Source organism: Streptomyces sp. NPDC058246, from assembly GCF_042881985.1.
Lineage (GTDB): Bacteria > Actinomycetota > Actinomycetes > Streptomycetales > Streptomycetaceae > Streptomyces.
Genome location: NZ_JBHVWZ010000007.1, coordinates 283,581 through 303,858, shown reverse-complemented (window position 1 = coordinate 303,858; position 20,278 = coordinate 283,581). Strand labels below are relative to the sequence as shown.

Sequence of the window (20,278 nt, the reverse complement as noted above, 5' to 3'; positions counted from 1 at the left end):
GTCTTGCAACACAGCGCGCCCGTGCCGAGGTCCGGCACCGCCCGTGAGGGTGTCAGGCGATGCCCGCCTCCTTCATCTGGCGCAGCTCCTTCTTCATCTCGGAGACCTCGTCACGCAGCCGGGCCGCGATCTCGAACTGGAGGTCGGCCGCGGCAGCGCGCATCCGCGCTGTCATCTCCTCGATCTGCTCGGCGAGTTCGGCTGCCGGGCGGTCGGTCGGCACCGTCTCCTTGGTCTTGCTCTTGCCCTTGGCGGACTTGGCCGCCTTGGTTCCCAGCGAGGGCACGGGAGCCTTGGCACCCTTGCCGTCCTTCGCGCTGCGGTAGCCCGAGCCGAGCAACTGCTCCGTGTCGACGTCCTCGCGGGCGATCTGCGCCACGATGTCGTTGATCTTCTTGCGCAGGGGCTGCGGGTCGAGGCCCCGCTCCTTGTTGTACGCGACCTGCTTCTCCCGCCGGCGATTGGTCTCCTCGATGGCCTTCTCCATCGCCGGGGTGACCTTGTCGGCGTACATGTGGACCTGGCCGGAGACGTTGCGGGCCGCGCGGCCGATGGTCTGGATCAGCGAGGTGCCCGACCGCAGGAAGCCCTCCTTGTCGGCGTCGAGAATGGCCACCAGGGAGACCTCGGGCAGGTCGAGGCCCTCCCTCAGGAGGTTGATGCCGACCAGGACGTCGTATTCCCCGGCGCGCAGCTCGCGCAGCAGCTCGACGCGGCGCAGGGTGTCGACGTCGCTGTGGAGATAGCGCACCTGGATGCCGAGTTCCAGGAAGTAGTCGGTGAGGTCCTCGGCCATCTTCTTGGTGAGCGTGGTGACCAGGACGCGCTCGTCCTTCTCGGTGCGCTTGCGGATCTCGTGCACCAGGTCGTCGATCTGGCCCTCGGTGGGCTTGACGACGACCTCGGGGTCGATCAGGCCGGTGGGGCGGATGATCTGCTCGACCTGGCCGTCGGAGCGGGAGAGCTCGTACTGCCCCGGGGTGGCGGAGAGGTAGACCGTCTGGCCGATGCGCTCCTGGAACTCCTCCCACTTCAGGGGGCGGTTGTCCAGCGCGGACGGCAGCCGGAAGCCGTGGTCCACGAGGGTGCGCTTGCGGGACGCGTCGCCCTCGTACATCGCGCCGATCTGGGGCACGGTGACGTGCGACTCGTCGATGACGAGCAGGAAGTCGTCCGGGAAGTAGTCGATCAGCGTGTTCGGCGGGGAGCCTGGTTCGCGGCCGTCGAAGTGCATCGAGTAGTTCTCGACACCGGAGCAGGAGCCGATCTGGCGGAGCATCTCGAGGTCGTACGTCGTGCGCATACGCAGGCGCTGGGCCTCCAGGAGCTTGCCCTGCTTCTCCAGCTCGGCGAGGCGCTCCCCCAGCTCCTTCTCGATGTCGTTCACGGCGCGCTCCATGCGCTCGGGGCCCGCCACGTAGTGGGACGCCGGGAACACATAGACCTGGTTGTCGTCGCTGATGACCTCACCGGTGAGCGGGTGCAGCGTGGAGAGGGCCTCGATCTCGTCGCCGAACATCTCGATGCGGACGGCCAGCTCCTCGTAGACCGGGAAGATCTCGATGGTGTCGCCGCGCACCCGGAAGGTGCCGCGCGCGAACGCCATGTCGTTGCGCGTGTACTGGATGTCGACGAAGCGGCGCAGCAGGTCGTCACGGTCGATCTCGTCGCCGACCTTGAGCGAGACCATCCGGTCCACGTACTCCTGCGGTGTGCCCAGGCCGTAGATGCAGGAGACCGAGGCGACCACGACGACGTCCCGGCGTGTCAGCAGCGAGTTGGTCGCGGAGTGGCGCAGCCGCTCGACCTCCTCGTTGATCGAGGAGTCCTTCTCGATGTAGGTGTCCGACTGCGGGACGTATGCCTCGGGCTGGTAGTAGTCGTAGTACGAGACGAAGTACTCGACCGCGTTGTTCGGGAGCAGCTCGCGGAACTCGTTCGCCAGCTGGGCGGCCAGGGTCTTGTTCGGGGCCATCACCAGGGTGGGGCGCTGGAGCTTCTCGATCATCCACGCCGTGGTGGCGGACTTGCCGGTGCCGGTCGCACCCAGCAGGACGACATCCTTCTCACCTGCGCGAACGCGCTTTTCGAGCTCGGCGATGGCCGTGGGTTGGTCACCACTGGGCCGGTAGGGGCTGACGACCTCGAAGGGCGCCACCGAACGTTCGATCTTGGATACGGGCCGCATGAAGTCAACCGTACGACCCCGCACTGACAACGGGGCCGGATCACCAGCTCTGCGGAGCGCGGGAACCGCGGTGTCCACGGTTCCGCCACGGGCGGGGCGACGGACGGCGGGTGTGCGGGACGACCGGGTGCGCCGGGATGCCCGGCCTCTTCTCCGCGGGCCTCCAGTCGGGCTTGCCCATGACCATCATCGGGTCGAACATCACCACGACGCCCGCCAGACAGAGAAAGACCAGCGGGCCGATCATCATGGGCGCGAGCAGGGCGGCCGGTGAGTCGCCGCCGGGGGTGCTGGTCGAGCCGTGCAGATGCACGCTGAGGGCGGCCATGCCGGTGTAGTGCATGCCGCTGACGGCGAGCCCCATGACGAGGCTGGCGCCCACGCTCCAGAGGAATCCGCGGACCTGTCCCGCCGCCCACAGAGCGGTGGTGGCGGCGGCGACGGCTATGACGACCGAGGCGGAAACGGTGAGTGTGTTGTATTCGAGCTTCCCGTTGAGGCGCATGCCGGCCATGCCCAGGTAGTGCATCGAGGCGACGCCCAGACCTGTGAGGGTGCCTCCGGTGAAGAGCGCCGTTCCGGTGGCCCCCCGGTAGCCGACGATGAAGATCCCGACGCCGACCATCACGATGGCCACGCCCAGGCTCGCGAACGTCGTCGGCTTGTCGTAGTGGACCGGGGCCTCCTTGACCGTGAACCCCATCATCGCGATGAAGTGCATGGTCCATATGCCGGAGCCGATCGCGGCGGAGCCGAGCGCGAGCCAGCCGGCGCGCCAGGAGCGGGCGACGAGCATCGATCTGGTGGTGCAGCGCAGGCCCAGCGCTCCGCCCAGGCAGGCCATGAGGTACGCCACCAGCGGTGTGACGAGTCCGTAAGTGAAGCCGTCGACGGTGCCCTGCATGCGCGGCTGCCCTTTCCGCCCTGTTGCCCTGAAAAACCCCGGAATGTCCCCACCCTCGGGACCGCAAGAGCGGACGGGGCCGAGGCAGAGAGTATGACTCCCACCGGATTGGTCGAACGATTTTCCGGCAAAGAATCACAGCCCCGCCCCACCTGTGCGGCGCCAGTGAGCGGACTTGGACAACTCCTTTCAATCTGCGCCCCTCCGACACGCCTCTTTCACTTACCCTCTGCTGTCAGTCTGGTGCTGTACGTGATCGCTCGACGTGAGGAGTACGCATGCACGCGCGCGTAGCCGCCGCCACGACCGTCGCGCTTCTGGGGGGCACCGTTCTGATACTGCCCGGCCCACACGCCCGGGCCGGGGCGGTGCGGAGCACCGACCTGGTGATCGTCTCCCACCGCGGCGCCTCCGCCTACGCGCCCGAGAACACCCTGGCCGCCATCGACAAGGCGGCCGCGATGGGATTCCTCTGGGTCGAGAACGACGTCCAGCGCACCAAGGACGGTGAGCTCGTCGTCCTCCACGATGCTTCGCTGGCGCGTACGACCGATGTCGAGCAGCTCTATCCCCAGCGGGCTCCCTGGAAGGTCAAGGACTTCACCGCCGCGGAGATCGCTCGCCTGGACGCCGGGAGCTGGTTCGGCCCCAGGTACGCGGGCGCGCGCTTGCCCACGCTGAAGCAGTACATGAGCCGCGTCTCGCACAACCACCAGAAGCTCGTCCTGGAGATCAAGAACCCCCAGCTCTATCCGGGCATCGAGCAACAGACCCTCAAGCTCCTGAGCAACGAGGGCTGGCTCGATCCGGCGCATCTGAAGAGCAGGTTGATCGTCCAGAGCTTCAGCGCGGACAGTGTGCGGGCGGTCCACGATCTGCGCCCCGGGATCACGACGGCCTTCCTGGGCACGCCGCCGATCGCCCAGCTCCCGCAGTACGCCCGATTCGCCGATCAGATCAATTCGGATCACACCTCCCTCTCGTCCGATTACGTCTCCGCCGTCCACGTGCTCCACGGACCGCACGGCAGGCCCATGGAGGTCTTCGCCTGGACCGTGAACGACGCGACTACTGCCCGGCGGGTGGCCGGCTTGCGCGTGGCCGGCATCATCACCAACGTGCCCGACGTGGTCCAAGGGGCACTGCGGTAGCTGCCCGCTGTTCCCTCGCCCGTGGTGCGAAGGCGCTCCGGCGTCCGCGCCACGGGCGTTGTCAGTGGCGGGCCGTACGGTGGGTCGCATGGACAGCCATGGGGAGTACGAGCAGCAGGTCGTGTGGACCGTCGTGGCCACGGACATCGGTCCGCTGCTGCTGGCGGCGACACGCGACGGGCTGGTGAACGTGGTGTTCCACGCCACGGACGCGGTGCGTGAGAAGGCGCTCGACCGGCTCGCGTCGCGACTGGGCAGCGAGCCCGTCGAGGCACCCGAGTCCCCGCTGCTGGCCGAGGCGATACGCCAGGTCGCGGCGTACTTCGCGGGCGAGCGGCGCGACTTCGAGCTGCCCCTCGACTGGTCGCTGATCTCCGGGTTCAACCGGCAGGTGCTGCGTGAGCTGGCGTCCGGCGTCCCGTACGGCTCGGTCGTGGGCTACGGCGATCTGGCCGGGCGGGTCGGCCAGCCGGGTGCGGCGCAGGCCGTGGGGGTGGCCATGGGCTCGAATCCACTGCCGGTCGTCGTGGCGTGCCACCGGGTGGTCGAGAGCGACGGCGGCATCGGCGGCTTCGGGGGCGGTCTGGAGACCAAGCGGAAGCTGCTCGCGCTGGAGGGTGTCCTTCCGGAGCCGCTGTTCTGACGGCGCTCTCCCATGATCGGGAGCCGGTGTTCCCGAGGGCTCTGCCCGGAAATCCGGACCACAGGTCTGACGGGTTTCCTTGATCCGGAGCCGCTGCTCCGACGGCTCTCCCCTGAAATCCGGACCGCAGGTCCGACGGCTCTGCCCTGATCCTGGCGGAGCACGTCTTCCCGGTGAGAGGCCGTGGGGCCTCTGAAGTCCCGGGAGGCCCATGGGCCGCTCTCGGGGCTTCAGAGGCTGATGTGGTACGCCTTGCGGAGCGTCTCATGCACGGTCCAGGTCGTGCGGTCGCCCTCGCGCAGGATCGCCGCGTCGCCCGGGCCCACCTCGATGACGTCGCCGCCCTCGACCTCGATCGTGGCGCGGCCGCTGACCACGACGAACAGCTCGTTCGCCTCCGTGTCGGTCACCACGCCGGGCGTGATCTGCCAGATGCCGCGCAGCTGCTTGCCGTCGGCGGACTCCCACAGCACCTTGCCCGTCACGACCGGGTCGCCGGAGACGATCTGGGCCGGGTCGAGAGGCTCCGGTTCCAGCTCGGCGTCGGGGATGTGCACGGCGAAGGACGGGGTGGCCTGCGAGTTCATGGTCATGAGCGGTCACCCTAAAGGCACCCGAGACAGGCCTCGCGCGGAGGGTGGCCCCAGGAGCGCCAGACCGGCATCCGCCTGGACGTCAACCCGGCTCGTCCGAGGGCGGCGTACGGCTGAGTCGGCATGGGCGGCTGGGTGGGCGCGAAGCCATCGCTCTCGGCGCAAAGCCTCACTCCCGGAAGGGTGCTCCCGCGCGCGTGGGAGCACCCTTTCCTCCTGCCCGAGAGCTGCCCGAGCGCTGCGCGCGTGCTGGTCGTACCGCTAGTCGTAGTGCCGTGCCTCGAAGACGTTTCCGTCCGGGTCACGGAAGTAGAAGCTGCGTTTGGCCATCCCACGAGCACCGTAGGAGTCGTACGAGAAGCCCGAGAGGGGGACGGACCGCTCCTCCAGACGTGCCCGCAGCGCTTCGAAATCGCCTCCCCGGAGGGACAGGCACACGTGGTTGACCGGGTGCCCGGCACTGTCGGCCCCTCCGGGGACCATGTTCATGTACTCCGCCAGAGGCAGGGGCGCGAGGTCGAAAATGGTCTCATCATTGAGTCGCACGGAGGGGAACGACGCCTTTCCGGCGGCGAATTCGGTGACTCGCAGGGGCTCCAGGCCGACCGCCTTCTCGTAGAAGTCGGCCGACGCCACCGGATCACGCACCCAGAGGACGACATGGTCGAGACGTGTCGAGTTGTCCGTCATGCCCCCAGGCTGGTGTCGTACGCCGCAGGTCGCAAGGGTTTGGCCGGGCGCGCCGCCCGCCAGAGATCCAGAGACCGACGAACGTCGACCGACAGGAGGCAGACACGTGATCGCGTTGTCCGAAGAGGTGCGGGAGGCGCTCGACGCGCACCGGCCGGTGGTGGCCCTGGAGTCGACGATCATCGCCCACGGGCTGCCGCGCCCGCGCAATCTGCAGGTCGCGCTGGAGCTGGAGGATGTCGTACGGCACGAGGGTGCCGTCCCCGCGACGATCGCCGTGCTCGACGGGCAGCCCCACGTTGGCCTGGACAAAGAGCAGCTGGAACGCGTCGCGAACGAGGACGGGATCCGCAAGCTGGGGCACCGCGATCTGCCGCTCGCGGTGGCGGCGGGCGCGAGCGGCGCGACGACCGTGTCCGCGACGGCCCTGCTGGCAGCGAGCGCGGGCGTACGGGTGTTCGCGACGGGTGGGCTCGGCGGAGTGCACCGGGAGTGGACGGTGACCCAGGACGAGTCGGCCGACCTGGGCCTGCTGGCGCGCACCCGGATCACGGTGGTGTGCGCGGGCGTGAAGTCGATTCTGGACGTGCCCGCGACCCTGCAACGCCTGGAGACGCTGGGCGTGGCGGTCGCCGGGTACGGCACGGAACGCTTCCCCGGCTTCTATCTGTCCGACTCCGGCTATCCGGTCGACTGGACGCTGGAGTCGCCGGGGCAGGTGGCGGATGTCATGCGCGCGCAGGACGCGCTGGACGCTCCCGAGTCGGCGCTCATCGTCGCGAACCCTGTCCCTGAAGAGGAGCAGCTCGATCCCGCGCTCCACGCGCGCGTGCTCGCCGACGCGCTGCACGCGTGCGAGGCGGCGGGCGTGACCGGGCAGGCCGTGACGCCGTTCCTGCTCGACTATCTGGTGCGGCACACCGATGGCGCCTCGCTGAGCGCCAACCTGGCGGCGGTGCGCGGCAACGTACGGCTCGCTGCGCGGATCGCTGCGGCCTGGGCCGGGGCGTGAGCGGGACGGATCGCGGGGGCGCCGCCGGGCCGGACCCACGGGTGTCCATGGGCGCCCTGCTCGTCGTCGGGGACGTGGTCACGGATGTCGTCGCCCGGCACCGCGGACCGCTCGCCGCGGGCACCGACACGGCCGCCGCGATCCGCACCCTGCCGGGCGGCGCAGGCGCCAATGTCGCCTGCTGGGCGGCGCATTCGGGTTGCGCGGACGTACGGCTGCTCGGCCGGGTGGGAGCGGACGCGGCCGCGTGGCACGAGCGCGAGCTCGTGGCCTGCGGTGTACGTCCCCTTCTCGTCGTCGATCCGGAGGCACCGACGGGGACGGTGATCTGCCTGGTGGACACGGGCGCTTCGGCGGAGCGTACGTTCCTCACGGACAGCGGGGCGTCCCTGCGGCTCGCACCCGAGGACTGGTCACCGGCGCTGCTCGACGGTGTCGCGCACCTGCATCTGTCGGGCTACCTGTTCTTCTCCGAGCCGAGCCGGGCGCTGGTGTCGGTGGCACTGGAGTCGGCACGCGCGCGTGGCGTACGGGTGAGCCTGGACCCGGCGTCCGCTGGGTTCCTCACCGAGTTGGGGGTGGACCGCTTCCTCGAACTCGTCGACGGCGTAGATGTCCTGCTGCCCAGCCGTGACGAGGCGTACCTGCTGACGGGGCTGCCCGATCCCGCCGACGCGGCGGCCAAATTGAGCCGTCACGTCCCCCTGGTCGTCGCCAAGCAGGGCGCCGACGGGGCCGTGGTCGCCCGCTCCGGAACCGTCCGTGCCCATGTCCCCGCGCTACCCGCCACCCCCCGCGACACCACGGGCGCCGGCGACGCCTTCACCGGGGCGTTCCTCGCCGCCCTGCTCGGGGGCGCGGAACCCGAGGAGGCGGCGGCCGAGGGGTGCGGGGCGGGGGCGACGGCGGTGGAGCGGGTCGGGGGGCGACCGCCCACGGGGCCGTGACGGCGTACCGCGCACGGGGGCGTGTGACCCGTGCTCCCGCCCCGCCCACGTCAACGCGGCGTGCCCGGGCCCCGCGCGCAGCGGGTGCCGGCTCCCTTTCCGTCTCTGCCCCCTCTCCCCAGCTCCACCTCTCCTACTTACGTCCCCACGCCGAGATCATCGGCGCGGTCGCCAGGTCCATGGAGCCGGTGGCGACGTTGGACAGGTGGCGGTCGATGTCCTGGTGGGTGGCCAGGCCCGCGGTGACGAGCTGGTCGCGGATCTGGCGGATCGTCGCGGACTCCAGGGCGGCGCAGGCCGGCGAGGTGACGGGGAAGTACGCATCGGCCTCCACGCCGCGCAGCCCCGCCTGGCGGAGCAGACGCGGGAGCTTGCGGCCGTACGCGAGGTCGGCGCCGCGCTCAGCGAGCAGACTGCGGAAGCCCTGGCGCAGCCGGTTCGCGAGCTGCTGTTCGGGGCCGGACTCGTCGGGGCAGAGCAGGGGCTGCAGTGCGGGGTCGGCGTCCTCGACGAGAAGACGGCCGCCGGGCCGCAGGGCCTTGATCATCGACCGCAACGCCCGTTCACGGTCGGGCACATGGACGAGGACGAGCCGGGCGTGCACGAGGTCGAAGCCGTCCCCCGGCGGTTCCTCGGCACCCACGTCGTGGACGCGGAGCTCGACCGGCGGGCGGGCCGCGGAGGCCGCCCACGAGGTGTCGATGTCGGTCGCGACGACCCGCCCGGTCGGGCCGACCTTCTTGGCCAGCCAGGACACCACGGACGTGCCGCCCGCGCCGACCTCCCAGCAGCGCCAGCCGGACCCGATGCCGAAGCGCTCGATGTGCCGGAACGTCGTGGGGTCGAAGAGAGCGGCGAAGGCGTCGAAGCGCTGCCCCGCCTCGGTCTGTCGGTTGTCGAGGAGATACCCGTCGGTTCGCGTCATGAGGCGATCATCCCAGTTGGGCAGCTTGTCCGGAATCGCCGACGCTCCCGTTGTCGACACCTGCGCGATCCGTCGACGGTCATGCCGTCGACGGATCGCGCACTCCGCCGACGGTCCTGCCGTCGGCACCTGCGCGATCCGCCGACGACGCCTACCCGCTCAAGCGCAAGCCAAAGCCCAAACCCAAACACACACGCAAGCGAGCGCAATCAGCAAGTCGCGGAACGGAATGTTCCATTCCCACAGGCTTTTCCGGGACTTGATCAGGCCTGGCAGACTGGCGCGCCAAGGCGCAAAGTGCGGCGCGAGGAGATGCACGCGAGGAGATCCAGATGTCCATGGCAGTGAATCTGCGGAAGGTCACGACCCTCGGGGCGGTCGGCGGCCTCCGCAAGGTGGCGCGGCTGACACGGCGGCGCACCCGTGTCGACCTGAGTCACCCCGCCCGGTCTCCGCTGGGCTCCGCGGTGGTGAACTGCGTCGCCTACCAGGACGGCACCCGAGTCCCCGGGGGCCGCGATCTGGTGGACACCGTGGAGCGGATCCGCAAGAGCGACGAGGGATTCGTCTGGCTCGGACTGCACGAACCGACGGACCAGGAGTTCGCCGGCATCGCCGAGCTCTTCGACCTGCACCCCCTGGCCGTCGAAGACGCGGTCGAGGCACATCAGCGCCCGAAGCTCGAGCGCTACGGCGACACACTGTTCGCCGTGTTCAAGACGGTCTGCTACGTCGAGCACAAGGAACTGACGGCGACCAGCGAGGTGGTGAACACCGGCGAGATCATGGTCTTCGTCGGGCCCGACTTCGTCATCACCGTGCGACATGGGCGGCATGGCTCCCTGGGACCGCTGCGCGAGGAATTGGAAGCCGACACGTATCAGCTCTCCAAGGGGCCGGCCGCGGTACTGCACGCGATCGCGGACCACGTGGTCGACGACTATGTGAACGTCACGGATTCGGTCCAGGCGGACATCGACCAGGTCGAGGCCGACGTGTTCGCCGAGAACGGCGCACGGGCCGACGCCGGGCGCATCTACCAGCTCAAGCGTGAACTCCTTGAGCTGAAGCGAGCCGTGGTCCCGCTCGCCCGCCCGGTCCAGGAGCTCTCGACTCGGCCGATACGAGTGGTCGACCCGGAGATACAGGCCTACTTCCGGGACGTCTCCGACCATCTGCTGCGGGTCACCGAGCAGATCGCCGCCTTCGACGAACTGCTCAACTCGATCCTGCAGGCGCACCTCGCGCAGGTGACGGTGGCGCAGAACGAGGACATGCGCAAGATCACGGCATGGGCGGCCGTCATCGCCGTACCGACGATGGTCTGCGGGGTGTACGGCATGAACTTCGACAACATGCCGGAGCTGCACTGGAGGTTCGGCTACCCCATCGTCATCGGCGTGATATCCCTGGCCTGCCTCGTGCTGTACCGGGGATTCAGGCGCAACGGCTGGCTCTGAGACGCCCCTCGCCCGGCACCGCGGGCCGGACGAGAGCGCGCACTCATATGCGGGAGCGGCTGGACAGCGGGATCAGAGTCGCGCGGGTCGAGCGGGTCTCCCGGTCCTTCCGGGAGCGCCCGGATCGAGCGGATCTCCCGGTCCTTCCGGGAGTGGGGGGAGAACCGACGAGGTCAGCTCGTCGCGCCCCTCGCGTAGACGCTCTCGACCCAGGCGGCGAGTTGTTCGTCCGTCAGGTGCTGGGCCAGGTCGGCCTCGCTGATCATGCCGACCAGTCGCTTGTTCTCGATCACGGGGAGTCGGCGGATCTGGTGCCCCTTCATCTCCTGGAGCACCTCGCCGACATCGGCGCCGGACTCGATCCAGCGCGGAGTGCCCTGGGCCAGCTCGCCCGCGGTGACCCGTGCCGGGTCGTGGCCCATGGCCACGCAGCCGACGACGATGTCGCGGTCCGTGAGGATGCCGCAGAGCCGTTCGTTCTCGTCACTGATGGGCAGGGCGCCCACGTTGAGCTCGCGCATCAGCTGGGCGGCGCGGTCCAGGGTCTCGTGAGCGGGTATCCACTGGGCACCACGGTGCATGATTTCTCCGGCGGTGGTCATGAAGTACCTCCCGGTGCCGGACGGCCGGCGCGGCGCGGAACACACCGCTAGTCCCGGCGTCCTACATTCTTGCCGCGTCCCCAGGGATGTGCACCCGGAAGTCAGTGGTGACCAAGGGGGTCCGCCAGGCTCACCCCGCCACTCCCACCCCGCCCGGGTCAGGCCGAGAATCCGACGATCTTCCTCGGGACCACGCGGATGATCACACGGACCTCGTCGTCCTTCTCCGCCGGAGGATCGATGCCGAGGTACTTGTGGGAGAGCTCGTACGGAAGGCGCTTGGCGTCGTCGGGGAGGATCTCGGCGGTGCCGCGGATCTCGACCGAGGTGTAAGGGTTGGCGAGGTCGAAGACAGAGAGGCTGATACGGGGGTCACGTCGGAGGTTGCGCACCTTCTGGCGTCCGGCGGTCGAGGAGAAAAGGACGGTGTCGGCCTCGCGTTTGATCCAGACCACCGAGTTCTGGGGAGCACCGTCCGGGCCGAGGGTGGCGACGCTGGCGAAGTTCTTGCCGTCGAGGAGGGTGCGTACGGAGTCGTCGAAGGAGGCCGGGTTGTCAGCGAAGAGCGTCATGGGCACAGGCTAACTACATGCACGTGCATATAAAAGGCTTTAGGGGTCGGCACTTTCGATCAGTTGACCGGCCGATCACTGACCGGCGGACGGGCGGGCGGGCGGACGGGCGGACGGGCGGACGGGCCTATCAGCCGTTCCACGCCGGGTGGCGCGGGTCGTCGGCCCGCACCAGGACGTCGGCCGTGGCGCCGGGGTCCGCTTCGCTCTCGTAGCGCTCGAAAGCGGGGAGAGTCCAGTGCTCGGCCTCGGGGGTACGGCGGCGGAGGGCGCCCGGGGACAGGAGCACATGAACGCTGAGGTCGAAGGGGAACCAGTGGCGCAGAAGGAGGGGGCCGTGCAGCAACAGGAGGCCGTCGGGCGGGAGTTGGACGTAGGGGCTGCGGGTGGCGCGGTCGGTGGTCGGGTCCCAAAGATCGGGGAGGACGTGGCCGTTACCGCCCGCTTCGAGGGGGGCGAAGACCTCGCGCCAGAGGGCGCCGGTGTCGTACCAGCCGTCGTAATAGGCATCGACGTCCTGGTGGCCGTACTCGAGCCGGAGCGACGCGGGGCGCAGGAAGCCCTCCGCCCCGACGACGAGAGAGGACCGGCCGCGTATGCGCAGCGCCTCGGAGACGCGCTGCGCGAGGTCGCCCGGGCGGGCGGCCGGCGCCCCGTCGAAGGCGACGCGTGGCCAGGGGCTGCCGTCGTCCGGCTTCAGATCGAGCAGGCGCTCGGCCAGCAGGTCGCCGAGCCGTTCCCAGGTGATCGCTTCAAGTCGCACAGGGCCCATGATGCCGCGATCAGGAAGCGTCCCGGTGGGCGTGGCGGCCCGCGTGCGATGCGGGGAGCCGGCCGGAGGTCACCCTGGGTTCGTCGGCGACGTAGCTCTTGGGTGGGACCGGGGAATGAACCGCGTATGGCAGCGATCGCAACGTCCCCGCACCGCACCGGGCTCCTCGTCGTTCAGCCGCTCAAGAAGCGGCACTGTGCCGAGTGCCGGACCGGGCCTCTGGCACTGCTGGTGCTGGAGGAGGGGGCGCCGCGGTGTCTGGACTGCGCGGATCTCGGGCATCTGGTGTTCCTGCCGCGGGGGGACACCGCCCTCACGCGGAGGTCGCGGGAAGGCAGTGCGCTGTCGGCGGTGGTGGTGCGGTTCAACCGCCGACGGAGCCGGTACGAGCGGCAGGGCGTGCTTGTGGAGGAGACGGCACTGGCCCGGGCCGAGGAGCGATGTCTGGCCGACGCGGAGGCGCGGCGGCGACGCCGGGTGCGGGACGCGCGACGACGGGAGGCGGAGGATCTTCGGTTCACGGACGCCTTCGCGCGGGAGATACGCCGACTGTTTCCCGGCTGCCCGGCAGACCGGGCCCGGGCGGTCGCGGCGCACGCCTCGGTGCGCGGGAGCGGGCGGGTCGGGCGCAGCGCGGCAGGCCGTGCGCTCTCCGAGGCTGCCGTGACGGCGGCGGTCCGGGCGTCCGTGCGCCACACGGACACGCCGTACGACCAGTTGCTGATGAGCGGGGTGCCGCGGCACGAAGCGCGGCACCGGATCGAGGCCGTGGTGGAGGCGCGGCTCAGGGGGTGGCGCGATGAGCTCACGGCGCCCGCGTGACCGGAGCGCCGCCGGTCACGCCTGCCCCGGGACCGGGCGGGCTCGCGACCTCGTCGGCCCGGGATCAGAGTTCGCCCTGTCCGCTTGTGGACGCTCGCGTATGCGTCTGCGGGGCTCGACCATGGTCACTGTGGCCATGCGGGATTTCACTTGTGGTGACGGTTGGTGCCGGGCAGGATCTTTGGCTTCGGGGGGGCGACGCGGGAGTGGACATGATCGATGGACCGTACTTCGCGCTGACGGTGTTGGGGGTGCTGGGCTGCGGGCTGGTGGCCGGAGTGTTCTGCGGGTTCTCGACGTTCGTGATGAGGGGGCTCGCCGAGTTGCCGCCGGCGCAGGGGGTCGCGGCGATGAACGCGATCAATGTCGCCGCGTTGCGACCGCCCTTCATGCTGGTGTTCCTCGGGTCGGCGGGGCTGTGCGCGGTGCTCGCCGTCGTGACGTTCGTGCTGTTGCCGGACGACGGGACGGTGCAGCTGCTGCTGGGCAGCGCGCTGTATCTGTTCGGGTCGTTCGGAGTGACGGTCGTGGCGAATGTGCCGCGCAACGAGGCGCTGCTCAAGATGGAGCCCGGGACACCGGAGGCCGCCGTGTACTGGCGTACGTATGTGCGTGAGTGGACGATGTGGAACCACGTCCGCACAGTCGCGTCGGCCGCCGCGGCAGTGTCGTACACCCTGGCGCTCACATGAGGGTTCCTGACCCGCTCGCCTGTGGTCCCCGACCCGCTCGCCTGTGATCTCCGACCCGCTCGTCTGAGGGCGCGTTTCCCCCTCGTCCCTGCCGGCTCGCGAGCCCCTCACCTGAGGGTTCTCGTGCCGCGCAGCTGAGCGGCGTAGCTGACGGCGGCGACGTATCGTGGCGGGAAAGGAGTGCCGTCCGAAGGCCGTGGGCCGATGTGGGCCGATGACGTCCGACCGTCGGCGCGGCTCCGTACCGGCAGGCGTACGTGAGGGAGACGGCCATGGCCGATCCCAAGGGATTCATGACCACACCGCGCGAGGAGTACCCGCGCCGGCCCATCGAGGAGCGGGTGCGGGACTGGAACGAGGTGTATGTCCCGGGTGCGCTGCTGCCGATCATCAACAAGCAGGCAGACCGCTGCATGGACTGCGGCATCCCGTTCTGCCACGACGCGTGCCCGCTGGGCAATCTGATCCCCGAGTGGAACGACCTCGTCTCGCGCGACGACTGGCGCGCCGCGAGCGACCGGCTGCACGCCACGAACAACTTTCCCGAATTCACCGGTCGGTTGTGTCCCGCGCCGTGCGAGGCGGGCTGTGTCCTCGCGATCAACCAGCCCGCGGTCACCATCAAGAACGTCGAAGTGGCCATCGCCGACCGCGCCTGGGAGGACGGTTTCACGCCGCCGCGGCCGCCGGACCGGCTCTCCGGGCGGACGATCGCGGTGATCGGGTCGGGCCCCACGGGGCTCGCCGCGGCACAGCAGTTGACGCGGGCCGGCCATACGGTCGCGGTGTACGAGCGGGCCGACCGGATCGGCGGGCTGCTGCGGTACGGGATCCCCGCGTTCAAGATGGAGAAGCGCCACCTGGACCGGCGACTGGAGCAGATGCGGGCGGAGGGAACCAAGTTCCGTACCTCGACGGCGATCGGCACCGACATCCGCGCCGCCGACCTCAGAGCGCGCTACGACGCGGTGATACTCGCTGTGGGCGCCACGGCCTGGCGTGAACTGGACGTACCAGGGCGGGAGTTGAGCGGAATCCATCAGGCGATGGAGTATCTGCCGCTGGCCGACCGGGTGTGCGAGGGCGATCTGGAGGTCTCGCCGCTGTCCGCGGCCGGCAAGCATGTCGTGATCGTCGGCGGCGGTGACACGGGCGCCGACTGCCTGGGGACGGCGGTACGCGACCGCGCGGCGTCCGTGACCCAGCTGGACATCTACGCCCAGCCGGAGGCGGCGCGCGACGAGGACGTCGAGCCCTGGCCGACCTACCCGAAGATCTACCGGCTCTCCGCCGCGCACGAGGAAGCCGGCGTGCTGGGGACGGCGCCCGCGGCCGACGCGGACGCGCGGCTCTTCGCGGCGTCCACGCTCCGCTTCACCGGGGACGCCGACGGGCATGTGCGCTCCCTGCACGTCGTCGAGGTCGACGAGCGGCGCCGCCCGGTCTCCGGCTCCGGGCGGACCCTCCCCGCCGACCTGGTGCTGCTCGCACTCGGCTTCTCCGGCCCCGACCGCCACGACGGCCTGATCGACCAGCTCGGCCTCACCCTCGAACCGCGCGGGACGATCGCACGCGACGCGGACTTCGCGACCAACGTCCCCGGGGTGTACGCCGCCGGAGACGCGGCCCGCGGGCAGTCCCTCATCGTCTGGGCCATCGCCGAAGGCCGCGCGGTGGCCGCGGCCGTGGACCGCGCGCTGACCGGGGCGTCGCGCCTGCCGGCCCCGATCGGCCCCTACGACCGGCCGATGACCGTGTAGGCGCGGTACAGCGATGTGCCGGCCAAGCCATGGGCGCCGGCGGCCGCCTAACCGTGCCCGCCGACGGCGCTTGTCCCTGCGCGTCGGCGAGCCTCGTCCACGAGTGTCAACGGGGCTCGTCCCTGCACCTCAGCGGCGCTCGTCCCCGCGTGTCACCGGGGCTCGTCCCTGCACCTCAGCGGCGCTCGTCCCCGCGCGTCAGCGACCCTCGTCCCCACGTGTCAGCCGCGCCCGTCCGTGCCCGCCACCTTCGCCGTCGACAGCGCCACCCGGTTCCAGGTGTTGATCGTCAGGATCAGGGCCAGCACGTGGGCGAGCTCCTGCTCGTCGAAGTGGGCGGCGGCACGCGCGTACACGTCGTCGGGCACGCCCGCGTCGGCGACCCGCGTGACCGCCTCCGTCAGCGCGAGAGCCGCCTGTTCCCGGGGCGTGAAGAAGTGCCGGGCCTCGCGCCACACCGCGACCATGTGCAGCCGGTCCTCGCTCTCACCGGCTTTGCGGGCGTCGTTGGTGTGCATGTGGAGGCAGTAGGCGCAGTGGTTGAGGTGTGAGGCGCGGATCTGGATCAGCTCGACCAGGGCCGGGTCGAGGCCCTCGCGGGCCGCCGCGTCGAAGCCGACGAGGGCCCGGAAGACCTTCGGGGCGGACTTCGCGAAGTCGAGGCGCAGGTTTTCGGCCACGGCCGCCCCGCCCGGAACAACAGTGGTTCCGGCCTGCGTGTTCGTCGCGTCCGTCGCGTTGATCGGATTCGTCGTGTGCGTCGTGTTCGTCCTCATGACCATGAATCTACGGGTCGGAAAGACCGGCTGTAGGGTGCATTTCCATGGCGGAATCATGGGTCAATTCTGCGCAGCGGATCGGCGCCGATCTGCATCTGGAGCTGTCGGGTTCGGGCGGGCGACGGGCCGCGCTGATCCGCGCGCTGCGCGAGGCCGTACGCAGTGGCAGGCTCGCCCCGGGCACCCGGCTGCCGCCGTACCGCTCGCTCGCCGCCGACCTGGGCGTCGCGCGCAACACGGTCGCCGACGCGTATGCCGAGCTGGTCGCCGAGGGGTGGCTCACCGCCCTGCAGGGCTCGGGCACCCGGGTCGCCGAGCGCGCCGCACCGCCGGGCGCCCCCGCGCGCGTACCCAAAAAGGCACCTCCCCGCGCGCGTGGGCCGCGGCACGACCTGAGGCAGGGCACACCGGACGCGTCGTCGTTCCCGCGCGCCGCCTGGCTCGCGTCGTACCGCCGCGCTCTTCAGCAGGCGCCCAACGAGGCATTCGGGCCCGGCGATCCGGCGGGGCGCGTCGAACTGCGTGAGGCTCTCGCCGAGTACCTGGCACGCGTGCGTGGCGTACGCACGGAGCCCGGACGGATCGTGATCTGCTCCGGCTTCGCACACGCCCTGCGGCTGCTCTTCCCACAGGTCCTGCGGGGCCCGCTGGCCGTCGAGTCGTACGGCCTGGGCTTCCACCGCGAGCTGCTGGCCGCGGCATCCGTACGGACGGTGCCGTTGCCCCTGGACGAAGACGGTGCCCAGGTGGGCGAGTTGGGCCGGGAGCGGGCCGTCCTGCTCACGCCCGCACACCAGTTCCCGACCGGTGGTCCACTGCGGCCCGAGCGGCGGGCCGCCGTCGTCGACTGGGCACGCACGCGTGGAGGGGTGATTCTGGAGGACGACTACGACGGGGAGTTCCGCTACGACCGCAAGCCCGTCGGCGCCGTCCAGGGTCTGGATCCGGAGAGGGTCGTCCACATCGGCTCGGTCAGCAAGAGTCTGTCACCCGCGTTGCGGCTGGGCTGGATGGTCCTTCCGGAGCGGTACGTCGATGCCGTACTGGCCGTCAAGGGCGAACGGGAGGGCTGGGCCAGCGCGTTGGAGCAGCTGACGCTCGCGGACTTCATCGTCTCCGGCTCGTACGACCGCCATGTACGGCGCATGCGGCAGCGGTACCGGGGTCGACGGGACCGGCTCGTCGCCGCGCTCGCCGCGCAGGCGCCGCACATCGAGGTCACCGGAATCGCGGCCGGGCTGCACGCGGTGCTGCGGCTGCCGCCGGGGACCGAGCAGTCGACGGTCAAGGCGGCGGTCTGGCAGGGCGTCGCGCTGGACGGCCTCGCCGGGTTCCAGCATCCGGATGCGGTGACGGCCGCACCGGACGGCCTGGTGGTGGGGTACGCGACGCCGGCGGAGCACGCGTACGGGGCGGCGCTGGAGGCGCTCTGCGGGGTGCTGCCACCGGAGTGACAACACGAGTCGTCGACGCCCTCGCGGAGGACACCCGCGGGGTGCTTCCACCCGGCTGAAAGGCGCTACGAGCTGCGGCACAGCCCCTTCACAAGCGCTCCTTCACGAACGCCCCTTCACGAGCGCCGCGCCCCTCTAAGACTTCCTCTACGGCTTCCGCCCCACCGCCCCGTACCCGGGAATGACCCCGTCCTCCTGCCCGGGAACCGGCTCGCCCAGCTCGGGATGCCAGTGATGCGGCACCGCGACACCGGGCTCGACGAGATCGAGGCCGTGGAAGAAGTGGGCGAACTCGTCGCGGGAGCGCAGGGCCAGGGTGACGCCGGCCGCCTTGAGCTTCTCGATCGCCGCCGCCGACTCCTCCGGCGTGAAGTCCGCCGTGGCGTGGGTCATCATCAGGTAGCTGCCGGAAGGGAGTTCGGACAGCAGCCGGTCGACCAGGGCGTGCGCGCCGTCCTCGTCGGAGATGAAGTGCAGCAGCGCGATGAGTGAGAGCGCCACGGGCCGGCTGAAGTCCAGGACCTTCCGCGCCCCGTCGAGGATGGCGTCCGGGTCACGCACGTCGGCCTGCAGATACTCGGTCGCCCCCTCGGGCGTGCTGCGCAGCAGGGCCTCCGCGTGGGCCAGCACGATCGGGTCGTTGTCGCAGTAGACGACGCGCGCGTCGGGCGCGAGGCGCTGGGCTATCTGGTGCAGGTTCGGCTCCGTCGGGATACCGGTGCCGATGTCCAGGAACTGCCGTACGCCGTGCTGCGCCAGCCAGTGCGTGGCGCGGTGCATGAACGCGCGGTTGACTCGTGCCATGACCGGCACCCTCGGGTCGAGGGCGAGCATCTGCCGGCCCATCTCCTCGTCGACGGGGTAGTTGTCCTTGCCGCCGAGGTACCAGTCGTACATCCGCGCGGGGTGCGGTGTGCTCGTGTCGATCTCGAAGGGGGTCTGGCCCGTCATGACCGTCTCCGTAAGAAGTCCATTGCGGGGTAAGTGATCAACTCAGTACCAATATCAGGGAAATGGGGAAAAGAAGGAACGCAAGTGGGTCAGGAGAGAAGGAAGTCCGCCTCTCCCGCCTTCGCCCCCTGGATGAACGCGGTCATCTCACCGGGCGTGTAGATCAGGGCGGGGCCGTCCGGGTCCGCCGACTGGCGGACCGCGATGCGCCCGTCGGCGAGTTTCATCGCCTCCAGGCAGTTGCCGCCGTTGCCGCCGCTCCACGGCTTGTGCCAGCCCTCGTTGCCCAGTTCCCGGGCTGGCATTCCGTTGTAGATGCGCACATTGCGTATCCGCGGCCTGATGCGTTCCATTCACAGCTCCTTGCGGAGATCCCGGAGGATCTCCTTCGTGCGGTGTGCCGTAGCGGCCTGAGCCGCCATGCGGTCCATGACCTCGAGGTGGGTCGCCACCTCCGAGCGCGCGTCCAGGTAGACGGCGCCGGTCAGGTACTCGCTGTAGACCATGTCCGGGAGTTCCGGCACGGCAAAGCGGAACAGCACGAAGGGCCCGTACGTGCCGGGGTGCGGGCCCGAGGAGAACGGGATCACCTGCAACGTCACATTGGGCAGCTTCGTGACCTGGAGCAACTTGTCGATCTGAGCGCGCATCACCTCGGGGCCGCCGATGGGACGCAGCAGGGCCGTCTCGTCCATCACGGCCCAGATCCGGGGCGCGTCCTCACGCGTGAGCAGAGCCTGGCGTTGCATGCGCAGCGCCACATGCCGCTCGATGTCCTCGGGTCTGGTCTGGCCGATGGCGCCCGCCTTCAGGACGCCACGCGCGTAGTCCTCGGTCTGCAGCAGTCCGGGCACGAAGTGGGGTTCGTAGGAGCGGATCAGGGCGGCCGCGCCCTCCAGGCTCACATGCATGGAGAACCAGTCCGGCAGGATGTCGTGGAACCGCTGCCACCAGCCGGGCTTGTTGGCCTCCTCGGCCAGCTGGACGAAGGCCTCGGCCTCCTCGTCGCTGACGCCGTACGACTTCAGCAGGAGCTGGAGGTACGGGATTTTGAGGGAGACCTCGGCCATCTCCATACGGCGGACCGTGGCGGGCGCGACGCGCAGGATGCGCGCGGCCTCCTCACGCTTGAGACCCGCGCGTTCCCGCAGGTCCAGCAGGCGCCGGCCGAGGACGACCTGACCGACCGTCGGCGCGGACCGCGGTTCGCTCACATCCCACCTCCACTGTGTCCGGACAGCCCGGGCGGCGCCGTTCGGGGTCTCTTCCGACCGTCCCAACTGGCGCCGCTCGACATGCTGTTGCGAGCAGTGTGCCACGCGCCCCCACGGAGTCACACAGCACTCTGCATTTTTCAGAGT

At 70.1% G+C, this 20,278-nt stretch carries 21 protein-coding genes; 9 read left to right on the top strand and 12 right to left on the bottom strand.

From position 1 onward, the window contains the following. Positions 1–52 precede the first annotated feature (52 nt). Both uvrB and ACFVXA_RS13870 read right to left on the bottom strand, forming a co-directional pair. Entirely contained in the window at positions 53–2,188 is a 2,136-nt protein-coding gene (gene uvrB, locus ACFVXA_RS13875) for an excinuclease ABC subunit UvrB (RefSeq protein WP_362025633.1), read from the bottom strand. A 40-nt stretch (positions 2,189–2,228) separates the two neighbouring features. Continuing rightward, a complete protein-coding gene (locus ACFVXA_RS13870; RefSeq protein WP_390025074.1) occupies positions 2,229–3,092 on the bottom strand; it encodes an MHYT domain-containing protein in 864 nt (287 codons plus the stop codon). A 278-nt stretch (positions 3,093–3,370) separates the two neighbouring features. Between ACFVXA_RS13870 and ACFVXA_RS13865 the strand changes: the two genes are divergently transcribed. Next, entirely contained in the window at positions 3,371–4,243 is an 873-nt protein-coding gene (locus ACFVXA_RS13865) for a glycerophosphodiester phosphodiesterase (RefSeq protein WP_384020275.1), read from the top strand. 88 nt (positions 4,244–4,331) lie between these two features. Beyond that, positions 4,332–4,886, top strand: coding sequence for a methylated-DNA--[protein]-cysteine S-methyltransferase (locus tag ACFVXA_RS13860; protein WP_362025740.1), 555 nt, complete (start codon positions 4,332–4,334; stop codon positions 4,884–4,886). A 230-nt stretch (positions 4,887–5,116) separates the two neighbouring features. On the opposite strand, the gene ACFVXA_RS13855 is transcribed toward ACFVXA_RS13860, so the two are convergent. Both ACFVXA_RS13855 and ACFVXA_RS13850 read right to left on the bottom strand, forming a co-directional pair. Next, a complete protein-coding gene (locus tag ACFVXA_RS13855) occupies positions 5,117–5,479 on the bottom strand; it encodes a cupin domain-containing protein (RefSeq protein ID WP_362025627.1) in 363 nt (120 codons plus the stop codon). Between the two features lie 261 nt (positions 5,480–5,740). Then, positions 5,741–6,169: a VOC family protein gene (locus ACFVXA_RS13850; RefSeq protein ID WP_362025624.1), complete on the bottom strand. Its 429-nt coding sequence runs from the start codon at positions 6,167–6,169 to the stop codon at positions 5,741–5,743. Positions 6,170–6,275: 106 nt separating this feature from the next. Between ACFVXA_RS13850 and ACFVXA_RS13845 the strand changes: the two genes are divergently transcribed. Then, positions 6,276–7,181 (top strand): pseudouridine-5'-phosphate glycosidase, encoded by a 906-nt coding sequence (locus tag ACFVXA_RS13845; RefSeq protein WP_362025621.1) that lies wholly within the window; start codon positions 6,276–6,278, stop codon positions 7,179–7,181. Positions 7,182–7,228: 47 nt separating this feature from the next. Next, complete coding sequence (locus ACFVXA_RS13840; protein WP_384020355.1) at positions 7,229–8,128, top strand: carbohydrate kinase family protein; 900 nt, start codon at positions 7,229–7,231, stop codon at positions 8,126–8,128. Positions 8,129–8,261: 133 nt separating this feature from the next. On the opposite strand, the gene ACFVXA_RS13835 is transcribed toward ACFVXA_RS13840, so the two are convergent. After that, positions 8,262–9,053 (bottom strand): methyltransferase domain-containing protein, encoded by a 792-nt coding sequence (locus tag ACFVXA_RS13835; protein WP_362025618.1) that lies wholly within the window; start codon positions 9,051–9,053, stop codon positions 8,262–8,264. Positions 9,054–9,385: 332 nt separating this feature from the next. Here ACFVXA_RS13835 and corA point away from each other — a divergent pair, with 332 nt between their 5' ends. Then, entirely contained in the window at positions 9,386–10,513 is a 1,128-nt protein-coding gene (corA, locus tag ACFVXA_RS13830) for a magnesium/cobalt transporter CorA (protein WP_362025615.1), read from the top strand. A gap of 173 nt (positions 10,514–10,686) precedes the next feature. On the opposite strand, the gene ACFVXA_RS13825 is transcribed toward corA, so the two are convergent. The 3 genes from ACFVXA_RS13825 to ACFVXA_RS13815 all read right to left on the bottom strand — a co-directional run bounded on the left by ACFVXA_RS13825 (position 10,687) and on the right by ACFVXA_RS13815 (position 12,459). Then, positions 10,687–11,115 carry a CBS domain-containing protein gene (locus tag ACFVXA_RS13825; RefSeq protein WP_362025612.1) on the bottom strand — a complete coding sequence of 143 codons (429 nt, stop codon included), beginning with the start codon at positions 11,113–11,115 and terminating at the stop codon, positions 10,687–10,689. A gap of 158 nt (positions 11,116–11,273) precedes the next feature. After that, complete coding sequence (locus ACFVXA_RS13820; protein WP_389757922.1) at positions 11,274–11,687, bottom strand: PPOX class F420-dependent oxidoreductase; 414 nt, start codon at positions 11,685–11,687, stop codon at positions 11,274–11,276. A gap of 130 nt (positions 11,688–11,817) precedes the next feature. Continuing rightward, entirely contained in the window at positions 11,818–12,459 is a 642-nt protein-coding gene (locus ACFVXA_RS13815; RefSeq protein ID WP_362025606.1) for a uridine kinase, read from the bottom strand. A gap of 126 nt (positions 12,460–12,585) precedes the next feature. Here ACFVXA_RS13815 and ACFVXA_RS13810 point away from each other — a divergent pair, with 126 nt between their 5' ends. The 3 genes from ACFVXA_RS13810 to ACFVXA_RS13800 all read left to right on the top strand — a co-directional run bounded on the left by ACFVXA_RS13810 (position 12,586) and on the right by ACFVXA_RS13800 (position 15,733). Further along, on the top strand, positions 12,586–13,281 hold the full coding sequence (locus ACFVXA_RS13810; protein ID WP_383745494.1) for a DUF2293 domain-containing protein: 696 nt from the start codon (positions 12,586–12,588) through the stop codon (positions 13,279–13,281). Between the two features lie 212 nt (positions 13,282–13,493). Beyond that, positions 13,494–13,973 carry a DUF1772 domain-containing protein gene (locus ACFVXA_RS13805; RefSeq protein ID WP_383745495.1) on the top strand — a complete coding sequence of 160 codons (480 nt, stop codon included), beginning with the start codon at positions 13,494–13,496 and terminating at the stop codon, positions 13,971–13,973. Positions 13,974–14,245: 272 nt separating this feature from the next. After that, a complete protein-coding gene (locus tag ACFVXA_RS13800) occupies positions 14,246–15,733 on the top strand; it encodes a glutamate synthase subunit beta (RefSeq protein ID WP_362025597.1) in 1,488 nt (495 codons plus the stop codon). 221 nt (positions 15,734–15,954) lie between these two features. On the opposite strand, the gene ACFVXA_RS13795 is transcribed toward ACFVXA_RS13800, so the two are convergent. Next, positions 15,955–16,515 (bottom strand): carboxymuconolactone decarboxylase family protein, encoded by a 561-nt coding sequence (locus ACFVXA_RS13795; RefSeq protein ID WP_390025072.1) that lies wholly within the window; start codon positions 16,513–16,515, stop codon positions 15,955–15,957. Positions 16,516–16,556: 41 nt separating this feature from the next. Here ACFVXA_RS13795 and ACFVXA_RS13790 point away from each other — a divergent pair, with 41 nt between their 5' ends. Next, positions 16,557–17,966 (top strand): PLP-dependent aminotransferase family protein, encoded by a 1,410-nt coding sequence (locus tag ACFVXA_RS13790; RefSeq protein WP_390025070.1) that lies wholly within the window; start codon positions 16,557–16,559, stop codon positions 17,964–17,966. Positions 17,967–18,113: 147 nt separating this feature from the next. Here the strand turns inward: ACFVXA_RS13790 and ACFVXA_RS13785 are convergent, their stop codons facing one another. From ACFVXA_RS13785 to ACFVXA_RS13775, 3 genes are all read right to left on the bottom strand, one after another. After that, positions 18,114–18,917, bottom strand: coding sequence for an SAM-dependent methyltransferase (locus ACFVXA_RS13785; RefSeq protein ID WP_389757928.1), 804 nt, complete (start codon positions 18,915–18,917; stop codon positions 18,114–18,116). Positions 18,918–19,006: 89 nt separating this feature from the next. Then, positions 19,007–19,270, bottom strand: a complete 264-nt coding sequence (locus ACFVXA_RS13780) for a DUF397 domain-containing protein (protein ID WP_362025587.1) — start codon at positions 19,268–19,270, stop codon at positions 19,007–19,009. Beyond that, positions 19,271–20,131 (bottom strand): helix-turn-helix transcriptional regulator, encoded by an 861-nt coding sequence (locus tag ACFVXA_RS13775; RefSeq protein WP_362025584.1) that lies wholly within the window; start codon positions 20,129–20,131, stop codon positions 19,271–19,273. Positions 20,132–20,278: the final 147 nt, after the last annotated feature.